This window comes from Escherichia sp. WS568 (assembly GCF_046486085.1).
Lineage (GTDB): Bacteria > Pseudomonadota > Gammaproteobacteria > Enterobacterales > Enterobacteriaceae > Escherichia > Escherichia coli.
This window is the reverse complement of sequence record NZ_JBJQMC010000031.1, coordinates 19,972-39,166: the sequence shown is the minus strand read 5'-3', so window position 1 is coordinate 39,166 and position 19,195 is coordinate 19,972. Positions and strand designations below refer to the sequence as shown.

23 protein-coding genes and 1 pseudogene are annotated in these 19,195 nt (G+C 46.1%); 14 read left to right on the top strand and 10 right to left on the bottom strand.

All coding sequences use genetic code 11. The features are described from left to right. From ACJHWR_RS23135 to ACJHWR_RS23125, 3 genes and pseudogenes are all read left to right on the top strand, one after another. The coding region (locus ACJHWR_RS23135; protein WP_088551278.1) for an IS3 family transposase at window positions 1–85 on the top strand (85 nt) is incomplete at its 5' end. A gap of 79 nt (window positions 86–164) precedes the next feature. Then, window positions 165–275, top strand: a pseudogene (locus tag ACJHWR_RS23130) (DUF5431 family protein); the annotation flags it as partial. Further along, complete coding sequence (locus tag ACJHWR_RS23125) at window positions 223–342, top strand: type I toxin-antitoxin system Hok family toxin (RefSeq protein WP_223165953.1); 120 nt, start codon at window positions 223–225, stop codon at window positions 340–342. The pseudogene ACJHWR_RS23130 and the gene ACJHWR_RS23125, both read left to right, overlap by 53 nt. A gap of 418 nt (window positions 343–760) precedes the next feature. On the opposite strand, the gene ACJHWR_RS23120 is transcribed toward ACJHWR_RS23125, so the two are convergent. The 4 genes from ACJHWR_RS23120 to ACJHWR_RS23105 form a co-directional block, all read right to left on the bottom strand. Beyond that, complete coding sequence (locus ACJHWR_RS23120; protein WP_001015182.1) at window positions 761–964, bottom strand: hypothetical protein; 204 nt, start codon at window positions 962–964, stop codon at window positions 761–763. A gap of 45 nt (window positions 965–1,009) precedes the next feature. Beyond that, on the bottom strand, window positions 1,010–1,360 hold the full coding sequence (locus tag ACJHWR_RS23115) for a hypothetical protein (RefSeq protein WP_000743060.1): 351 nt from the start codon (window positions 1,358–1,360) through the stop codon (window positions 1,010–1,012). Between the two features lie 59 nt (window positions 1,361–1,419). Further along, complete coding sequence (locus ACJHWR_RS23110) at window positions 1,420–2,019, bottom strand: hypothetical protein (RefSeq protein ID WP_065311110.1); 600 nt, start codon at window positions 2,017–2,019, stop codon at window positions 1,420–1,422. Between the two features lie 99 nt (window positions 2,020–2,118). Beyond that, window positions 2,119–3,063 (bottom strand): DUF5417 domain-containing protein, encoded by a 945-nt coding sequence (locus tag ACJHWR_RS23105; RefSeq protein WP_000778030.1) that lies wholly within the window; start codon window positions 3,061–3,063, stop codon window positions 2,119–2,121. 509 nt (window positions 3,064–3,572) lie between these two features. Here ACJHWR_RS23105 and ACJHWR_RS23100 point away from each other — a divergent pair. The 11 genes from ACJHWR_RS23100 (at window position 3,573) to ACJHWR_RS23050 (ending at window position 9,990) form a co-directional block, all read left to right on the top strand. Beyond that, window positions 3,573–3,749: a hypothetical protein gene (locus ACJHWR_RS23100; RefSeq protein ID WP_001371930.1), complete on the top strand. Its 177-nt coding sequence runs from the start codon at window positions 3,573–3,575 to the stop codon at window positions 3,747–3,749. Window positions 3,750–4,164: 415 nt separating this feature from the next. Continuing rightward, window positions 4,165–5,349: a hypothetical protein gene (locus tag ACJHWR_RS23095; protein ID WP_001272970.1), complete on the top strand. Its 1,185-nt coding sequence runs from the start codon at window positions 4,165–4,167 to the stop codon at window positions 5,347–5,349. A 65-nt stretch (window positions 5,350–5,414) separates the two neighbouring features. Further along, window positions 5,415–5,696 (top strand): hypothetical protein, encoded by a 282-nt coding sequence (locus tag ACJHWR_RS23090; protein WP_000710431.1) that lies wholly within the window; start codon window positions 5,415–5,417, stop codon window positions 5,694–5,696. A 184-nt stretch (window positions 5,697–5,880) separates the two neighbouring features. Further along, a complete protein-coding gene (locus ACJHWR_RS23085) occupies window positions 5,881–6,159 on the top strand; it encodes a hypothetical protein (RefSeq protein ID WP_000953953.1) in 279 nt (92 codons plus the stop codon). A gap of 120 nt (window positions 6,160–6,279) precedes the next feature. After that, complete coding sequence (locus ACJHWR_RS23080) at window positions 6,280–6,576, top strand: hypothetical protein (protein WP_000744346.1); 297 nt, start codon at window positions 6,280–6,282, stop codon at window positions 6,574–6,576. Between the two features lie 44 nt (window positions 6,577–6,620). Continuing rightward, complete coding sequence (locus ACJHWR_RS23075) at window positions 6,621–7,058, top strand: hypothetical protein (RefSeq protein ID WP_000286107.1); 438 nt, start codon at window positions 6,621–6,623, stop codon at window positions 7,056–7,058. A gap of 67 nt (window positions 7,059–7,125) precedes the next feature. After that, the gene (locus tag ACJHWR_RS23070) at window positions 7,126–7,662 is read left to right on the top strand and encodes a hypothetical protein (protein WP_000800252.1); all 537 of its coding nucleotides are present in this window, start codon (window positions 7,126–7,128) and stop codon (window positions 7,660–7,662) included. Between the two features lie 164 nt (window positions 7,663–7,826). After that, entirely contained in the window at window positions 7,827–8,195 is a 369-nt protein-coding gene (locus ACJHWR_RS23065) for a hypothetical protein (RefSeq protein ID WP_000537761.1), read from the top strand. A gap of 432 nt (window positions 8,196–8,627) precedes the next feature. Further along, window positions 8,628–8,930 (top strand): hypothetical protein, encoded by a 303-nt coding sequence (locus tag ACJHWR_RS23060; RefSeq protein ID WP_000442694.1) that lies wholly within the window; start codon window positions 8,628–8,630, stop codon window positions 8,928–8,930. 356 nt (window positions 8,931–9,286) lie between these two features. Then, window positions 9,287–9,571, top strand: coding sequence for a hypothetical protein (locus ACJHWR_RS23055; protein WP_001032029.1), 285 nt, complete (start codon window positions 9,287–9,289; stop codon window positions 9,569–9,571). 65 nt (window positions 9,572–9,636) lie between these two features. Beyond that, window positions 9,637–9,990, top strand: a complete 354-nt coding sequence (locus ACJHWR_RS23050; protein ID WP_000210769.1) for a hypothetical protein — start codon at window positions 9,637–9,639, stop codon at window positions 9,988–9,990. Window positions 9,991–10,276: 286 nt separating this feature from the next. Here ACJHWR_RS23050 and ACJHWR_RS23045 read toward each other — a convergent pair whose 3' ends face one another. From ACJHWR_RS23045 to mobH, 6 genes are read right to left on the bottom strand one after another with little or no spacing between them, the layout of a single operon-like run. After that, window positions 10,277–11,008: a nuclease-related domain-containing protein gene (locus tag ACJHWR_RS23045; protein ID WP_000338612.1), complete on the bottom strand. Its 732-nt coding sequence runs from the start codon at window positions 11,006–11,008 to the stop codon at window positions 10,277–10,279. A gap of 1 nt (window position 11,009) precedes the next feature. Next, complete coding sequence (locus tag ACJHWR_RS23040) at window positions 11,010–12,191, bottom strand: S49 family peptidase (RefSeq protein WP_000952983.1); 1,182 nt, start codon at window positions 12,189–12,191, stop codon at window positions 11,010–11,012. Between the two features lie 10 nt (window positions 12,192–12,201). Further along, window positions 12,202–12,864 (bottom strand): DUF4400 domain-containing protein, encoded by a 663-nt coding sequence (locus ACJHWR_RS23035; RefSeq protein ID WP_000718549.1) that lies wholly within the window; start codon window positions 12,862–12,864, stop codon window positions 12,202–12,204. After that, window positions 12,851–13,960: a hypothetical protein gene (locus tag ACJHWR_RS23030; protein ID WP_000343599.1), complete on the bottom strand. Its 1,110-nt coding sequence runs from the start codon at window positions 13,958–13,960 to the stop codon at window positions 12,851–12,853. The genes ACJHWR_RS23035 and ACJHWR_RS23030 overlap by 14 nt, the downstream gene beginning before the upstream one ends. Then, window positions 13,960–16,044 carry a conjugative transfer system coupling protein TraD gene (gene traD, locus ACJHWR_RS23025; RefSeq protein ID WP_001284076.1) on the bottom strand — a complete coding sequence of 695 codons (2,085 nt, stop codon included), beginning with the start codon at window positions 16,042–16,044 and terminating at the stop codon, window positions 13,960–13,962. The genes ACJHWR_RS23030 and traD overlap by 1 nt, the downstream gene beginning before the upstream one ends. Next, window positions 16,044–19,190 (bottom strand): MobH family relaxase, encoded by a 3,147-nt coding sequence (gene mobH, locus ACJHWR_RS23020; protein ID WP_001011151.1) that lies wholly within the window; start codon window positions 19,188–19,190, stop codon window positions 16,044–16,046. The genes traD and mobH overlap by 1 nt, the downstream gene beginning before the upstream one ends. Between the last annotated feature and the right edge of the window lie 5 nt (window positions 19,191–19,195).

The following is a 19,195-nucleotide window of genomic DNA, read 5'->3' as shown; positions in this document are numbered from 1 at the left end:
CTACAACAGCAGAAGAATTAGCCTGAAATTAAAAGGTCTGACTCCAATTGAATATCGGAATCAGACCTATATGCCTCGTGTTTAACTGTCCAACTTTCTGGGGTCAGTACAACCCGAGGCCCCTGTATGCTAGTCACACACAGCGTAGCCTCTTGCCTGCTTAAATGCAAGGAGAAGAAGGCCATGAAAATGCCGAACCAACCCATTGTTTTGTGCATATTAATAGTTTGTTTAACGCTGTTGATATTCACCTGGCTCACACGAAACTCGCTTTGCGAGTTGCGGATGAAAGACGGAACAAGGGAGGTATTTGCTATCCTGGCCTACGAATCCGGTAAGTAGCTGACAAAGAGGGGGGCAACCCCCCTCTTTTCAGGGTGTGGATTAGTATGCCATCGGCACCTTTTGAAAGGGTTCCTCTAAAGCGGAGGAACCCTTTTTTCTTTTAGTGAAAAGATTGTGGTTAGTAACGTTATGCAGGGTAAGCGTTCATATCAGCGGGCCACCAGCCATCTTTCATTCCCATCATGAAATTGCGGTTCATTGTGCCCACAAACACTCAGCTGGGCACCGTTCCGCTTCATGCAGGTCCGGTGCATCTTCATTTTCAGACGCTAAGCTGATCGGGGTGCATCGTGGAGCAGTGATGCCAGAGGGAGAAATTGCAACCGTGAAATCAAAACTTATCATTCGGCTACCGGGCAGTGGTACTCACCTGGCAGAGCATGTATTTATATCCGGGCCTGGCTGATGCAGCCCTTCATACCTTCTGCTTCTCAAGGACACGGCGGAGTTTTTTTACCTGGGACGCAGTGGAAAGTGTGCCGGTTCTGGGATGGCATGCGCTTGCCTTTTCATCAGGTTTAAGCTCATAGGCTAATGCCAGATCGTTCAGAGCCGCCTCAGCTTTCAGCAGGGCCTCAATGGCCGTGTTCAGGTATACAGTTCGGCTCTCATGGTTCATCAGTATTGTCCTCACAAGGGTAAAATGACAGGCGATACCTGCCGTTTACCCTTTGTCTCCGTTAAGAATGGCATTACGGCAGGCTTCCCAGATAACCTGGGCATTAGCATCACACTCCACGAACCCGCCGCACTGATCGTATATCACCTGGTATACCTCTGGGGGAATCTTCCCAGGCGCAACCGGAGTTGAGCGTTTGCCTTTATGAATCTCATCTGCGGTATCACAGACAGCGTCGAGATGCCGCGACATCCACTCAGATAATTTCAGACCCTCTCGATTTGCCTGTTTTACATAGCGAACCTTTCTGGAAACCGTAGATCGCATCTGAATCTGTGTCACAGCTGGCACATCTTCTTTCATGGCATTCTGTAATGCAGCTTTGGGCTTTTTCATGTTCATGGTTGCTTTAAATTATTCTGGAGTTCGTCTGTTATAAATGCTGCCGTGATCTGTCAGCGTCGCTTAAATAGTTTATCGCCTTCCGCCAGTTCGCCGTTGAGCTGTTCAATCACACTCCAGATGAGCCGATCATCCGGCGTTGAGCCTGCACACTCTTTCACGACCGCCACGGGTCTAAATTCTTCAGGGTCTGCCTGCCCGGAGGTGAAGAGCCTGCTCTCAACCCAGTGGGCCCCCTCTGTGCAGCAGTGGCAACTGGTTTCAGGTGGTTCATCCAGACCGTCCACTCCACAGGCTGAGCAGGTGAACAGTTTGCGAGACCCACCAGCCAGTGGCATATCGCAAGCTGCTGGAAGTGCGCCAGCATTGCGCCAGTAAAGCACATGATTTGAATCGTAGCAGTGTCCATGAAGCAGAAGCGAAACGCCGCAACTGCGAGTTTCAATGGCTTTGCCTGTGCCAAGGTATTGCCCGATTTCGTCCCATACGTCCACTAAGGTGTCAGGCAGCGGACGCGTAACAGGGAACTTAGCGCAGTCGTCCGGGGTGCCTTTAATGCAGCAGAGGGCCGAATACGCAAGCTCCTGCATTTCGTAGGAGTACTGACCACATACCACGCGTTCCAGTTTGTCGATTAGTTGTTCTTTATTCATCATACTTAGCCTTATTAAACAAATTCATTACACCACTGGCACCATCTGGGCAGGAGCAGACTGCGGCCCGGTAGTAGAGCCGCAGGGGGTGTCGCTGGACTAACAGGCGCTCAGTGAGTCCCGCACTTCCTCATGACTGGTCATATTCAGAAGAAGCTTTCCAGGGCAGCGTGGTTCCGCCTGTGAACGGGTGACGTCTTCATTGAGTGCCTGGATATGAGCAGATTCAACGGTCCTACGCTGTACGACATGGTTGCTAAGGTTGAATTCGCACTGGAGCCTTCTGGCATCAGAATCCGCGTTCATTGCAATGCGTTCATCAAAGCGGCGGTTCATTCGCAGAGCCTCTTCGTGAGCTGCATCAACAAGGGTGCGTCTGGTGACATAGTCGTTACCAGCAAAAAACGATAGCTGAGCGTGTTCCGAAGAGTAGTCGGAGCTTCCCTTACAACGGGCAATCGCGGCTTCAGAGTGCAGGATTAATGAACTCAACCGTGAACAGACGTCATTGATGGTGCCTGTTTTCAGACAGTCGTGGATAAGTGTCCAGGCGGAAATGCTCAGCGGGCGGCTGGTGGTCACATAGGGATTGTAATGATCAACCGTTACGATTGTACGCAGTGAATGAAGCGATTCGGACTGCGTACGTAAGTCACGGCGAACAGTAGATGCCACCGAGGCAACATCTTTACATTCTTTGTCGGACATCGAGTCCAGTACGCGGATCTCCACCTCTGCCGCCTTTGAGGCGATATGCGCACTAATCTCCCCCTTAAGACGTTTGTAGTCAGCCTTGAAGCTTCCCACGCTGTCAATATCGATCCAGTAACCACAGCTGTAACCAGCATTACCAAACTCGTCATCTTTCTCATAGTTCGGACAGCCGTCATTGCTCCAGCCAGCTTTTTCCAGCAGCTCGTCAATAGCGACCAGCTCAGCCATTGGTGCATGTTCGATAATGAAATAATGGACACGGCCCCAGGCATATGCGCGTGAACGGCCATCAACAGAAGTATCAGAAGTCGTCTGACGGGAAAGTTTCATGAGGTACTCCAGTTCTGCCCGGTACCGCCGGGGCGGTGGTGCGAAAGCCGCACCATGAATGACACTATGATCCTCCTGACTTCTATTGTCAATACAATTGAAGCGGCGTTTTATTTATTCATTATTTGGACCCGGCTCGTACGGAACGACCGTCGGGACTTGCCGATCTTTCTACGGTGAGCAGGGGAAGGGAACATCCCAACGCTTGTTTCCAGATGTGCAGCCTGGGAGGGCGCAGAATGCCTGACAGAATCATCGTGCAGCGGTGGCGAAAGACCCGACAAACGGGAAAAGCATCCTTTTATTCCAAATCCAACCTCAGCTTTTAATTACGCCAGTACGTTTCCTAAACATGCCAAATCGGTCTCTTATACGCCCGGATGGGCCCGATGAAAACGATAAAATGAGAAAAAGAACCCGACACATCGCTGCTCTCTGGGAAAGCCGGTCAGCAGATGGAGCGCCAGAAACTAAATCCGCTGGTTTTAATAATGATTGAGGAGAACAAGATGAAAGATAACAAGACACGTCCTGTAGACTCGTATGCTCATGCTGATTTCATGGAGTCCGTCTTCAGCAACCTCAGGGCTTTCTGTGATGCGGAATGCCAGCGGCTAACTGCCGGTTATCCCCCAACTGTCAAACCAGAACAGCAAAGCACTGACGGCCAGCTGTCGGCGGCATAAAGCATTACCTGCCAGTTCGTTCAAATTTCTGCTTCCTTAAGCCCGGGCCAAAAGCCCGGCTCAATCCAAAAACTGAACGTACCAGTTTACCTCTATATCTCCTGAATCCCCTGCGACTTACAAGAGACCCGCACCGGTTTAGCCATTCCTGTCCTGCCACTCTCCCATCACTGGCCCAGACAACCGGAAAAGTAACTTTTCTCTCTGAGTCACCTTCTGAACCAGTTATTTTGCTTAAACGTAAAAACGGCCCACTGTTGTGAAGATTTAAAACGGACGGATCGAGTAGTATTGCCTCAGGAAAATTTTTAAAAAAAGTTACTTTTTCTTCTCCGCAACCTATTAGGAAAAATGTCGAACCTGGTATTGTTGTGTTGTAGCGCAGTTAAACAACCAACCAAAAAAGAGAACAAAAATGTCCGCAATCGAAACTGAAGTAAAAAACAACAGCAACGAAATCAGCCTTCGTGGTTACCTGGAACGCACTGGTAACGGTGCCCGTAAAGGCAACGGCCTTATCATTGACCCTTCGGTTGTTGTAGAGCAGGAAGGCTTTAACACCCGCACGGCCGGTATGGGCGAGCTCTACTATTCAATGCCTCACGTTGTGGAACACCTGAACAGCCTGGCCGATGCCTACATGGAAGACCCGTTCAGCGTGACGCCTATCGTTGTTCAGATGGTTAATGGCGTACCTGTACTGCGTCAGGGGGCTTGCCGTATCCGTTCCATCGCTATTGCAAACCGCCAGCTGGAAGCAGAAGGGCGTGAACGCATTACTCGTATTCGCTGCGAAGAGTTTCGCGGTAGCGCTTCAAAAGCAGAACTCTTCACCCTGACCGGCAACTCCAACCTGGCGCTGTCTGTCGTAGCTGAAGCGCTTTCAATTAAGCGTCTGGTTGAAGATAAAGAAGAGCCTAAGACCTTTGCGGAACTGGCAAAAAAACGTGGTAAATCAGAGCAGCATCTTCGCCAGATGGTTCGCGTACTGGACCTGCCTTCTGAACTACAGACCATGCTTGTGAGCGATCAGGTGAGCATGTACGTTGCACTGGACGAGTATATGTACAGCGGTGAGGATGCGGTAGATAACATCAACAAAGCGATCTCCATCTATGGCAAGGCGACGAAAAACACGCTGAAATTCGTCAAAGCTGCCAAGGTAGAAGAGCGCATGGCAGATCCGCAGACTCCGGAAAACATCGGTGCTGAGCAACCGGCAGATGATACTACCGATAACACCCCGGTACCGGATCAACTGAACGATGAAAGCAATACGGAGACGCTGGATACGCCACCGGTACAGGAACCGGCTCCAGCTCCAAAGGACAGCGCTCCTAAACAGAACCCGGCAGGTAAAGCACCTTCCATGTCCAGCGTTCTGAACAAAAAGACTGTGACCGTCATTGCAGACACCGCGATCCCGATTTTTGAACGTATTGCTGAAGAAGCCAAGCTTAAAGAAGGTGAATCTGTCAGTACTGATACTTACACGCTTGTTCTGACCAATGATGAAATGAACGATATCATCAACGCTCATGCTGACCTGAAAGAGTACCTGCGTAAGCATGCTGATAAGATGAACAAGGGACAGTCATGATTTTCTGACCGACCCCTCCATCCGGACGGGTCGGTAACTTTTTCAGGACAAGGGGAAACAGGGCAATGAAGAAGGCTGTTATCAACGTAGACAAAACTAACCCACTGCCAGTCCTGACGGATTCGGTGACCCGGGTAAGTATTCAGTGCACGGCAAAAGATGAAAACGGGGCAGGGATCGAAGTGAATATACTCGACCTGATTCAGGATCATGATACGGCTGAAGTGAAAGTGCAGTTTGGGAGCTCGCCTGTTCAGGCTCTGGCGATGCTCCGCCGGGTTATGACAGCACTGGAAAAGCAGGCAAACGCAGAACTGAATACAAACCACTATTCGCGTATGCAGTGATCTACTCTGGCAATTTCATCCATGCTGCCTCTGATCTGTCAATCGCGGGCGAAACCTCAGGATGAATAACGCTGATGTTAGCAGCTGGTGGAACAAACAGACTTAAATGGAAAATTGCAGTGAGTAAAACAATGCGTAACGTTGTTGCGGGTTACATTCAGCCGCTAAGCGGTTCCCGGACACTATGCTAAGCGTGGTCAGACGAAAGCTCAGCAGTATCGTCGATATGCAGGAGACCGTCAGACAGTCCTCACAAATGCTTGAGTCTGATGCAGCCATATTCCTGAAACGCGCCATAGTTGCGAGGATGCTTCAAAAAATAAAATATCAGGATAGTGAAGTTTTAAAAGACTGCCTTGGCGATTTTTTTATTTATGAACAACGTGAAAAATTGCGCCGACTTGGCGTGATTACTAACTGGGGGATTAATAAAACAGCAGACGGGAAGAATAATAAGTTGTGATAACTCAGTAAATATTAATTTAAAAAGCGTCTTCAGAAATAGAAAAAATGCAAATTATATTGCTACGGGTTATTAGCCGCTGAGGCTGTTTACATATAATACTTCTAAACAGGAGGTATTATGAAAAAACAACTGGCGTACGCTTCAAACTGTTCTGACAGTCTTTATTCGTATATTTATCGCACTCTGCAAAAACGGGCTGGTGATGAGAATGAAAGCCTTTATCAGCAGGCCATTTCCCGCTGCCGTACAGCTAAACAAAAAAAGAAACTGGCCGGGTATTATGCCGGTCCATGGCAGCTGCTTTTCAACGCGTGGTGTAACAATCGCGTCCCTAACACAGCGGTGCTGGCTCTTCTACTCCAGCAGTGCTTATCTCATTTCCAGTGCGAAGAAGTGATCGCAGCCTGGCAGTAACCCTATCAAGCCCCTTCGTATAGCGGAGGGGCAGGAGATATCTCATGTACAGAAACGACAGAAACGTGGATTCCTTCAACCTGGTTAATGCTCTTCAGCCGGTCTTTCGTAACACCGGCTGTGGGATATTTGAATACGATCGTAAAAAGCAGAATGAAACCGCTGATTCAATCTTACGAGCGTTGGCGTTAAATGCCGATTTCGCGAGGGCCTTAAAACAGTACGTCCGGATTAATTCTGTACGACGGGTTGTTCAGTTCGATGACGGCTCGGTTCGCTATGGTATTCATGCCGAATTTGAAGGGCATGATAAAATTAATTCCTTCCGTATTTTTAAAGATGAAGATACAGACGCATTTGACTCCTATTTTTATTTGGTTTGCGATAATAAAGCTGAGCTGGTGGATTTTAAAATGAACTCTCTCGATATTCAATTACAGGCTGTTTTTGAAAAAGTGACAGGTATTTATCTGTCACATTAAATATTCAAATTTTCAATCCTCGGGCTGATAGACAAAAAACGCACTTTAGAATAAAGATGAGATGAATATGAAAAACGTAAATATTTTGACTACCGATATCGCGGCCATTAATGCTCTTTCTGGCGTAGAACTGACGGACTTTCTCACTGCCGGGTATCAGGTAAACTGGTCAGGAGAAAGGGAGGTTTCGCTGGTGGGCTTTCCGTGTTTAGCAAGCAACAAGCAGCCGGTAGAAGTTGGTCCCGGTATTTTCATTAATCGCGTGTACAGCAAAGACAGCCAGTCTCTGTGCGGGAAATTGCGCTATGACCTGTCTAATGGTCTGGCATCCGGCGCATTTTCATTTTTCTCCCATTCAGGCTGGTATGGGGGATTCCGTGTCGTATCCTTCCGTGACAACGGGCCAGCTGCGTTGATCAACATTGGCATTGTCCATGAAAATGTTTTGAATGCGTTTTGTGCTGACTTCCCCCGGGCCAATGTGAGCGTAAACCGTTTTCATTGTGGCATGACGCTTGAGCAGATCCGCATGTTCATTTCAGACACCGCTTACGATATGCCGCTTTATAACAACGAGTCTGACTTTCGCAGGCTCGCCAGTTAGCATGGAGACTGGCTTCAGTGCTTACGCCTAAAAACCAATGAGCGAAGTGGCGGAACCGGTTGGCTTCGCCCAGTTGGCGTGAGCGATTAGTTCTATACGGGAAGAAGTCATAGTATTCTGAAATGATAGTTATCTCATACGAACGATAGTAATGGAGTTTCTTAATGGGCGTTGATATCTGCTGGCGATTTCAAAGGGAAGAAAAGCCTGGTAAATGGATTAATTTATCAAGCAATTATAAAGGGGACCGATCATATCTCCACTTTGCCTGGCTCGGATTTGATGTAGATCGTGAAAGGGCGAGCACATCAGCAGTTTTTATCCACGCATTACGCGGATTACCTGATGATATACCGTCCGAAGATGATGATTTATTCGGTGAACATTCATACTCATGGCTGACTTCGGAAGAAATTTTGTCAGCCATACCACCCGATAACGCCGGAGAGGTGATCCAGGAATTTGTCGAAGAAGTAAAGCGTCTCCACGTGGAGAACGGCAGCGTCCGTTTCGTCTTTGGATTTGAAGGGTAACCCGTAAGAAAGTAGCTATCTTACCCGGCTAGGTCTCCAATCTCTCAGATGCTCAAAGAGGGCCGGGCATGGTGCCCACACATCCCCTACCATTCCGATTTGATATTCGTCTAATACACCCTTTAAAGAAAACAAGCAGACGGCAATGAGACGTCGGATTAGCGTCAGCAAATATGAGACGTCAGTAGTCGATGTTTGTCCTGCGGAACGTGAATCTGTTTACAGGGGGTAAAGCCGTACCATCCATGAGGGCTCAGAGAGCCGGGGTCTCCTCCAGATCACTGGAAGTTATTGACTCTGGCAGGCCTATCCCTATGACTTTTTCCCGGATGGCAAATTAAGATCGAACAGGGCCAAATTAGTACTCTTTTCTAAACGGAAATACTGAATCACCCTGATATAACTGGTCTCTCACAAGACAGGAGATCATCAATGGAACGTGTAATATTTTCAGTAATCTTTTTTATGATGCTGGGCGTACCTTTTTACCTTCTTTATAAAATTGCCCGGGACATTTTTGGGACCGCCGGTGCTGGTGAGCCTGCACAATTGCCTCAGGGCAAGCAAAGACGCTCAGGAGGCGCTGGTTCGGGTTCTATCTGGCAAGGACACCATCTACAGGGGAGCAGCCATTTGAACCCCCTCGGAGGTGATTGTAATGGTGAAAATAGCATAGCTGGTGGTTGTGATGGTGGCGGTGGAGGAGGAGGAGGAGGAGGTGGTGGTGGTGACTGATAGCCTGCAATTTTAACTATCAGGATGAAACCCATGTCCAGCAACCGGAAAAAGAATTCATATCAACCGAAAAGCCCTGCCTTAAAGTGAAGCGTATTAAACGTGAAGGATGCTGAATTAGAGGGTATCGGTTTTATACTGAAGCGTAACTGGAAGAAGGATCTGAAATTAACTATTACGGAAAAGTAACTTTCTGACTCACCACGTACGCCCCTCGGTTATGCCATACAGTTTGATACGAAAACAGATCAGTAAGTAGATTGCTATACGCCGGAGAGAAGTCTATTTTTCATACACCGAACCTGTTTGGCCTGCAATGGAAGCAGGTATAATAATCACATACAAAGGAGGGCATTATGAATAAATTTTTATACGTGCTTTTGGCCTGGATTGTTGTGCTTTTTATCGCCAACAAACTGCTCGCAAGACGTAAGCCCAAGACGGTTAAAATCCTGGTACAGCGCAACGGGAAAGCCGCAGAGGTTGATGCTGTAGTGGTTCAGGGTTCAAAGAGAGCTAACAACAGTTCTGTTGCGGACAGCGACGCGGTAGATAGTTATTTTGAAATGAATCCTTACTCCCGCGAAAACCAGTCGAATGGTTGGGCTATGCTGGCCAGAGACGATGACCAGCTTAAATAATCAGTTGAGTGTGATGTGTAAAGCAGCTTAAAACTCTAAATGGACGAACAGGGGAGGTGACAAAGATGACAACCAATACAACAACGACCACCTACCGCTCAGAAGAAATCGTGCCGTTCAGACGGCCCAAAGGGGATCTGGATAGTCGGTATATGCCTCAGGTGTATGCAATGGTGCGGAACTGGGCAAGTAACCCTGCTCAATATGGTGAGGGTGTACTGGCCTCCTACCGCCAACCGGCAGTAAACCTTGCCTACCAGGTAAAAGGAACTCGTGTTGTTTTAATTCTGGTACCAGTAGAGTGCGAGCCACCTGGAGTGATAATGACGGAAACAGTCCTGTGGCCGTCACTATCACTTGTAGAAGTCTTGCAGACCTTGCAGGAGGCCTGGCAAAATATTCCGGCGTTAAACCCCTGACGACTTCTGTCAATATCACCGGCTAGTGATTTACCTCTCTGCTGGTGGTCAGCCCGCCTAAGTTCAAATTATCTCTTTCTAAATTAGCCCGGATAAAAATCGGTCCCTCTAAAATAGCCTGCCCTGAGTAGGCTACGTCATACAAAGCGTTGGCCAGTCACCAGCTGGCTGGTGGCCATAATGCTCCACAGGATAAACCGTATCAGAACTACGCAAAGAAAAAGCCCCAACAATTTACCGATGGGGCCTTTTGCAGACATTTTACAGCCTTACCAATGATAGAGCGCTAAGGCTTCTGCTTAGTGAACAGACTTGCCCACAGATAATGGATAAAGTTGAGCAGAATGTATGTTACTCGTTGCTCGAATTTCATCGGGGCTTTGTACTTTGTCGTTATGTTGTGAATATGAGTAAGGTCCGTATAGAGCCCTGGCGACTTCCTTGTTGACTTCAACACCGAACAGATGTGCTGAACAGACTCCGGTGTGAACAACCGTAGCCCTCGTCGTTGTTTGACTTTATGGATAAAATCGTCCATCCCCATACATAACCATTCCGGCTTGATGCCATCAAACTTACAACGTCCGTTTATGATGACGACATTGATACATTCCAGTTCTCTAGCCTTAAGAGCAGACTGAATAGCCCTGATGTGCCCCTGGTTTTGCTTAAACGGGTTCTGCAACTTGAGGGTTCGGGACTGAGTCCATTTCCGCCAGTGGCTTTCCTCCAGAGTACCGTAGAGCTTGCCTACGTAGTTTTTCTGCTCTATGACGTATATACCATGTGGGGCTACGAGAATGTGATCAACCTGAGTAGTGCTATGAGCCGACAACTGAAAGGTGAGATCACTAAGTAGCCCCTGAGCTTCTTCAGGAAGCCCAGATTCAATTGCCTTTGCAGTCCGCCGTTCCGCTATGGCAGAGGTCATAAAACCCAACAGACACAGCAACACGACGAAAATAAGGATAATGAAAGCTACCCCCGTAATGCTCCACAGCAGATTGAAAGCATCCATGTTACCTCACAGAGGGGTAGCTGGTGGCATTAACAGATTCTACCAAGCGGGTAGTGGTACCGGTAAGGCTCTCAATATTTGAAGACAGGCTCATCAGCATGCCGAGTGCAGAACGGAGATTACGATGAGGCTCATTGTAGTTTTTGAACGTGTCAGTGGAGTACATTTTTGAAAGACGTGTACGGATCTCTACTGACGTAAGATCTCCATCCACCAGGCCGTACTTAACTGCCTGAGGTGTTGGCCATACACGGCCTGAATAGAGAGAAACAGCATCGGCATCATGACGCGAGAGAAGCTTTTTACCCCGTCCAAGTTCAACATCAGTTATAAATTTTTCATGCATCGTGTTCAGGATCTCCTTCTGCATGAACTCCCTCGTTGAATCGGACAATGGGTGGAAGGGGTCAAGAGCATCTTTGAACTCACCGGCCGTAAGGGGCTCATTCTTGACGCCTACTGTGCTCATGATCTCTGACAGATTCCAGTGGTCCATACGCACACCGATAGAACCGATCAGGGCATTACTGTCGGCATAAATTGCATCAGCGGGCGATACCGCGTAATAGCATGCGGATGCGCATATGCCTTTCACACTAACGATGATTGGTTTATATGAGTCTGCGATATCAGAGAAAAAACGACCGGTACCGCTGGAGAGTACTTCGAGGGAGTTTTGCTTCGACCGTGCTTCATCGCCACGTTCTGTGCTCCCGGTTTTGTTACTCTTGTCAGCGGCTACAGATGAAAGAGAGCAACCGGCATCTGATACGCGTTCAATCTGTGGCTGGTGGTTTTTAAGCGCGTTTATCTGGCGGTAAATAATGATGGCGTCAGAGGGACCACCACCACCTGACTCTGCCTCGATAATAACTGCTTTGGCATGGGGATTATTGTAAGCTTTGGCAAGAGCTGTTGCGATCACTGTTCCATCGCCCGTTTCCGAGCCGGTACCCATCTCGCCAGAAATCCGTATTACAGCTATATGGTCTTTCTTCCCTTCAGCGTCCTGCCATTGTTCGTAAAGATTGTAGAAAGAAAACCCTACAGCGGTCATGGCAATTAGCGACATAGCAACTTTTGCCGTGGTATGAATGCGAAACATCTTATAAAAACGGTCAGCGTTATCATTGAGCGATTCTTTGATATTTGTAGGGGACTTCCTTTTTTTACTGCTTAACATCTGACCACCTTTACATGAGTTTTTGAAAGTTAGACCACAAGCGATTCAATGCAATTCCCAGTATCAATAAAGCGACTGGTGGGAAAAGTTGAGCGATATTGTTAAATAGTGACATATTCGGCATGACCAGGTAGACCATCGTTAAAGCACTGATCACCCAAAATGCTCGAAACCAAATACGATAAAACTGAACTGTAACCTTACCAAATACGTACCTCTTCAATTTCCACTGGTACATTCCATCTGCTAGCATGGCAAATAGATAGGGCAGAAAAACGATTAGCCACCCCAGGATTAAGTTCCACCGGAAAATGGACTGATAAAGTAAGAGGGGTATGTTTTTGGCCATAGTGTAATTAATAGAGGTAAATTTTTCAGCAACAATGTTAATACCTCTGGCTGGTTTTTTGGTGTCAGGGATCAGAATAGTATTCAGATAGTCAATTAACTTATAGTCATGTACCAACCAATTTAAAGTCGCTTCACTATTTGCAATAACAGACTTCCAACGGTCATTTGATATGATGGACCGGCTTGCATTAACCTCCTGAGTAATCTGATATTTGAGCTCCTCAGTATTCTGGAAAGCCAGGCTGTAACCAAAATAAATGACCATGCCAAAAAAAAGCATTGTTCTGAGCACTGCTGCTCTGCTTGTATTATCCGCAGCCATTGCTTTCCCTCCATTCACGAAAAAGAGCTAGCCTCTGATCGTGATTGCAATAGTTGTTACGCCACATCGTCGGGATACCCAGGAGCCAGTGGTACTGTTTAGGTATGATTTGGTCGATGAGGCTTAACTCCGCCAGTTCTTTATGCTCTGCGCTTTTCCACTCGATCTGTCCCACATCAGGAACAAATACAGCGGTCCTTGCTTTTGCGGCCTGGCGGGAAAATTCTATAAAGTTGATGCCCCACGGCGTCCAGTATCTGTACTGCTCGTTTAGGCCGATGTTAAACACCGGCAGAGAAAGAGTTGAGTCGGCAAAAGCCGAAATCACATTTTTGCAGACTCTTGGACTATCTATTTTTTCCTGTTCGGTTTTGAGATGAGTCAGCAGTGCACGGTCAATAATGCTGTTAAAGGTGTTTGTATAAAGGCCATTAGGGTCAGGAAGCCGATCTATGGCAGTAATGATTTTAAATTTTAACCGAGAAAGAAAGGGAGAGTCCTCAATAGTAACTATATGACTATGTGTTGTTTCTGGATGAATCTGGGGTTTGATGCGCTGTACTTGTTTAAAAGAGACACTACCTGGCAAATTAATGAATGCGCCCACCGTGCGTGTCAAATCGACGAAATAAGGCAAAAGATAACAACCAAGCATACGGGCATTCTTCTTTACAAGATCACACCGTTCGTCATTGTTATCGAAAGAAATACGGAAACTAACGAATTTACGTTCAGGACCTTCGCTGGTGGTCAGCGATTGAATCCATTCATGGCATGAACCTTGTGGTACCGACCAGTAGCTGGTTTCACGGTCCCCAAAGGGATCAGTCGTGATCAACTCTCCCTTTAAAAGGAAAAGCTCAGACAGGGTATTTGCCATGGAGAATAGGGAATCGATATCGTTGCTCTGACAAAATTTTCCCAAATGATGAAACGCGTTTTTTTCTATCTTAGTTAGCCGATCTCGAACTTCCTGAGAATCTGCGTACTTTAAACCCAAAGACTGAAAGCGCCTTTTTACGAGCGAGCGACATTTGCTGACTTTTAGTGCAGAGCTTAAAATTTGCTGGCGCGTCAGGACAATTTTTTCATCCATCAATGCAACTTCCTTAGAAATTTATTAAGATTTTTGATATCGAGATTTTGACGCAAAGTAACTTTTCCGGCCTTCTTGAAAAGCATTTCCGACAGAGTTGTGTTTGGCTTCATTTGTTTCTCAGCAACAGCAATAGGGATTTGGCCTACAACCTTCCTGCCATCTTGAAGCCTGGCAACTATGTGAAACATAGGGACCTGACCCAAGAGATCCTTTGGAATACTCTCTTCTAAAGTTGTCTGCTTTCTTTCTGAGATTGAACCTGAGAAGTTATTATGCGGCAAAGATGTTTCTGAACCGGTCGTATAAGTGACCATATTTGTGCTTATCGCACTCTTACCAAAGTTCTCTACAACAAGCGTCTGAGTAGGAGTATCGTTGACTCGCAAGCTTATATAATTGTTGCAGAGCCCCGTAATTCGATTGGCAGTTTCAACACTTGCCGCAGCAATAAAGTCGGAGATGGTTTGGGTGCAAATAAACAGTGCAATTTTCGCTGCACGACCCTGCGCCAGAAGGTTAATCATAGGGTTGTTAATGGCTGAGTGTGCCTCATCAACAAAAATACTTATCCTGGAATTAGCTGACATATCACCATCCTGAGCGTTGTAGCGACTACCGGCACAGGAGGTCAGATCTGACATTATTAATTGAGAAATAGCAGCTGCTGTATCGGGGTTTGAAAGGCCATCAAGCGAAATGTATAGCACCCCGCCAGTGCTGAACATCCCTTCGCTTGTTACAATTTCTCTTGATGATACTGAGTTCGGGTTAGGAGATAAAAGCTCATTTAAAGGTTTTTCAATGAGCATATCGAAAACAGGCATAATACCTGCGGTCATTTTAGCCATATGCTCTGGGTCGGACATTGAGTAATCAATAAGCTGGGAAACAGTATCTAACCAGTCTATTTGTTCGGACCCCTCGTAATTCATGAAATGAGCCGTAAACCATTCAGCGAGACGCTTGAAACGTACCGGCAAGGTTTCGTTAGCGACGTACTTAACTTTTTCGGTCCAGACATCGTAACCATAATATCTCGCGTAACATGACTCCATTACCTTGACTGTAAGATTCACAATAGACATGTGGCTTTTCATGTTCTTGTGAATCAGATAAATAGAAGGCTTTTTCTCTATGTAAGAAAGCCCGGAAATCACATTGGAAACGAGAGCCTTGGCATACTGAACGAATGGGTTAACCTCACCGGGAACTGTCACCAAGCTCAAAAGACGAGATGTTAGGTCAGAAACATTAGTATAGGTGTTGCAGACATCAATACAGACCGAAGATGCTGGCTGGCCAGGATGAAATTTATAGAAAGGAAGACCGAGGGTCTTAGCCTCTTCCATTAGAGATTCTCGCCACTCTGCATCGTTCTTTGGATCTATGACAACAACAACATGACCAAGATGAAGCATGCTAATGCTTAGTAAACGCTGTAGCACCGTTTTCCCGGTACCCACGTTTCCGGTTATCAGAGTATGACCAAACCAATTGTCTTCAGTTACAAATATGGGTTCCCTACGTTCCACAGCAAAAATTGCATTGCTGCCGCCCATCTTACGAGCCATTGCGTCAAAATGTCTCTTAATTGGGTTGAAGACGAATGGCAACTCGATCTCACGTTTATCACTGGAGAGGTTAGCTATTTGATATGCCCGATCCGCATGTTCCGGGCCCCACTCAAACCCATCACAAAAATAGGACTTTCGCTCGGGTATATCCTTATTTTTATTTTGATAATCCTGAACCAGTTGACGATACTTTCGCTCATTGGAGAAAAAGTTACTTTTGTTAATTACACGCAGTGAATCAAGACTAACGAACATGAAATGTCGCTTGAATACACGCCAATGAGCCATCAAGAATGGCGCTGCTGTTTTGCAACGATAAAGGCACAGCAAAAAAAGCAATATTGAGGTGAACAGAACTATTGGGGCGATGTCCAGTCCGTCTGAAGAAAGTCCCATATAAAGCATAGAAACCGAACAAATCAAAAGTATTGAGGCACTACGATACTCAAGAATAGGCCGATAAAAATTCTCTTGTGCATGGAGGTTAGTCCTCTTCGAATCTGACATTATAGGTTCCCAGCCTCTTTCAGGTTATTGATAATTCGTTCAATGTCCACTTTCGCCCGGTCTGATGCGGCCAGCAAAGTAGGCATGTTAAATGCATGGCATTTTGTATTGATCACAGCACCAGAATTAACGAGGTACTGAGGAAGCTTATTGAAAAGATCTTGAGCCTCTAACTGCGACCCAAATTTTTCCACGCAAGATTGGGTCAGATAGAGAGTATTAGGAGTACTTACCATAAATCTGTTTTTGCGCTTTCTTTTAAACGCCACCTCCATTTTGGACAGAATTTGATGCAGTACTGACGCAATTTCTACAAATTCAAGCTCTGTAACGTCACCTTCGCTTATAAGCGAGAATTCACCATTTTGGTCTGATTCAGTAGTTGCAAAGACTTTACTGTTCAGATTGTGACCAGAAACAGGTGATGCTGGTTTTTGTACTTCTGCTTTGTCCGATGATTTATTCCGGTTGCGCTTGGGATTTTGTTTTTCTACCGGTGCTGTTGGGGCGAACAGTCTGGCCAGTGCTGGCGAAAGATGATGCCCCTTAGCGTCTGTGGGCGCATGCTCTCCATTTGATTCTTCAAGTACAGGAGGTAAGGCGGGCTCTTCACTTGCCATCACACTGGTTGCGGCTGCTTCGGTCTGGGAATACACAACTTCAGCTGGTGGTGGGCAGTTACCCTCAGTATCTGGTTCTGAGTTTTCTTGTCCTACAGAAACATCCATAGAGCGTTCAATCGTACCCTGGGGATCAGCGTTCTGTTCTCGGTTAAGTTCTGGTAATTCTGACGGCTCGGGGAGAAGCTTTTCATTATGGACCGAAGAGCTTGTTGCACAACTACCGACTTCTGGCCGAGAAACACTAAGCTGTGTGAAATCGGTATAATCAATGATCTCATGCTCTTCATCTTCTTCCTCAAAAAGATGTTGATAATGTTCATATTCCACAGCCTCAGTTTTCAGCGGACCAGTCGCGGATGCACTATCGGTTCCATGATATTCCACGTCGCCAGAATGTTCTTCGACTGCATTTACACGTGGGGGAGGCAGCTCAAGCGTTTGCTTTGGACGTGGGGCAGAGTTTTCAACAGAAGACTCATCATTAATCACTAATGCCTGATACATAGAAGTATTGAAAAGTGACTTTAAAGTTGTTGGCCTTCTTGGCTCATGATAGGTGAGCTGGAACCCGGCGCAGTTATCGCCGAGCTGGACTAAACGCAGATCGTCAATGTCCCTTACTATCCACATTCCATCGAGAGAGCCTTCTCTGAATGTCAGTTGGAAATAGGGCTCTTCACTAAATGCTTTTTCATCTAATCCCGGCAGCAATGCCATAGTGGCATCTATGTTGAGGTAGGGGACAGCATCTACACACACTATATAGTCATTGGAAAGTGGAGCGCTTAAAAGGAGTTCATGAAGTTGGTTGACCAGGACATGGGATTCCGTGTCCTTTGCCGATTCATCTTCACTTTCTTCTATATCAGGAATGACAGGATCAGCTGCTTCCTCACCCTCAGATTTAACTATCTGCGTGTCATTATCAATTTCATTATCACTTTCGGCTTTCTTCTCAAAATCGTCGGATGAGCCTTCATTTTTCTTAGAATGTATATCAACATCAATAGAGGCAGTGGAGCGGCCTAAATCATTAACCTTAAGAACAGCCGTCTCAACAGTATCAGTAATTTTAGTTATAGCGTCCCGACCGGGCACTGGTCTTCTGTATTCAGTAACTGTTTTTTGCTCGTCAATGTAAATAAAGTCTTTATTGGCATTAACGCTAAAAAGACCCGGCACTGAGTCAGGGATTTTATAGGAATCAAAGATTAAACCAATCCACCTTAGCTTAAGAAGGTTATAGAATTCTAGTTTCCCTATCCCATTTCTAAAGATGTTTGATATTTCGTTTTCCGAATAGATACCCGGAATGAAGTAGTGAACGACACGCTCATCATCATAGGGCTCGACGTAACCACGTTGAACTAGGGATTCTACCAATACCGTCTTACCAGCCTCTCCCTGAGGGAAGTTATATTTATGTAATTCGAAATCATTGAGAACAAAATCAAGGAATGCGTTCTCGTTAAGGTATACCTCACCATTTACGATAATGATGTGCATAGGCTTAGCATTGTAATTGTTGATATTGATACTGGTAAAGTTGTGCTTGATGGTACTAATGGCCCTTGCTGCTGCATCATTAGAACGCAGACCCATGATAGGGTCACGTAAAACATTAAGGTCTGTACCAGTAGAATAGAAATCAGCGGTCCTCACGCATTTAGACAAAAAGTCATTCCCATCAGTATAAACGTTTAGGGCGGTGATCATTTTTGAATAAACACGTTCTTTATTTACCCGATCCAAAAATGCAAGACATACCGGGTTTAGGATTCGCTCAAGGAAAACGCTGGACCAGATATTATGTTGATTATGAATACGCTTTCGCCAGTGGATTTCGTATTCAACCACGTCATTTTCACGTGCCCAGTCAAGAAGACTTTGTGAGCTTGGCGTCCAAATGATCGGACTAGCTAAATTCAGGCTTACAATATCGAGATCGTAAACCTTTCCGGCATCATGGACTAAACCACAGATAAACGCAGCATAGAGATATACTTTTCTACGGACTACTTCTTCATCTTGATATCCGATTGGTCTCAGTTCTGAGTGATGCGCATTTTTTAAAGAGAGTATGGCCACTTCCAGGCTGTGAGAAAGTAACCCACCAATACCATTATGATGATGATTTTCGGAAGCTGGCAAAAGATGTATCCAGCGAACATATTCAACCAAGGGCTTTAATACTAAATTAGTAAATGTATATGCATCGTCCCTGATGTCGCTATCGCTGATAGCTAACATCATTGAAATTGAGTGCAGCTTTTCCCGATACAGAGACAGGATTGACTGTTCATTAAATGTCTGTATGCCCGTCGGACGAGTTGGATACTCGATGAATTTCAGGACTTCTGGATTTGGATGATCAGGAACAGTGTACTTCTGATCTCCTAGAATCTGCGCAAAAGGAGAGAGGCTTGATATATCCTCAATCATTACAGAGGTTGCATCATTCTCCTGAGATGAGAATATCCCCAAAATCCGTTTAATACATAAATACAGCGCCCTGAAATTCATCATCA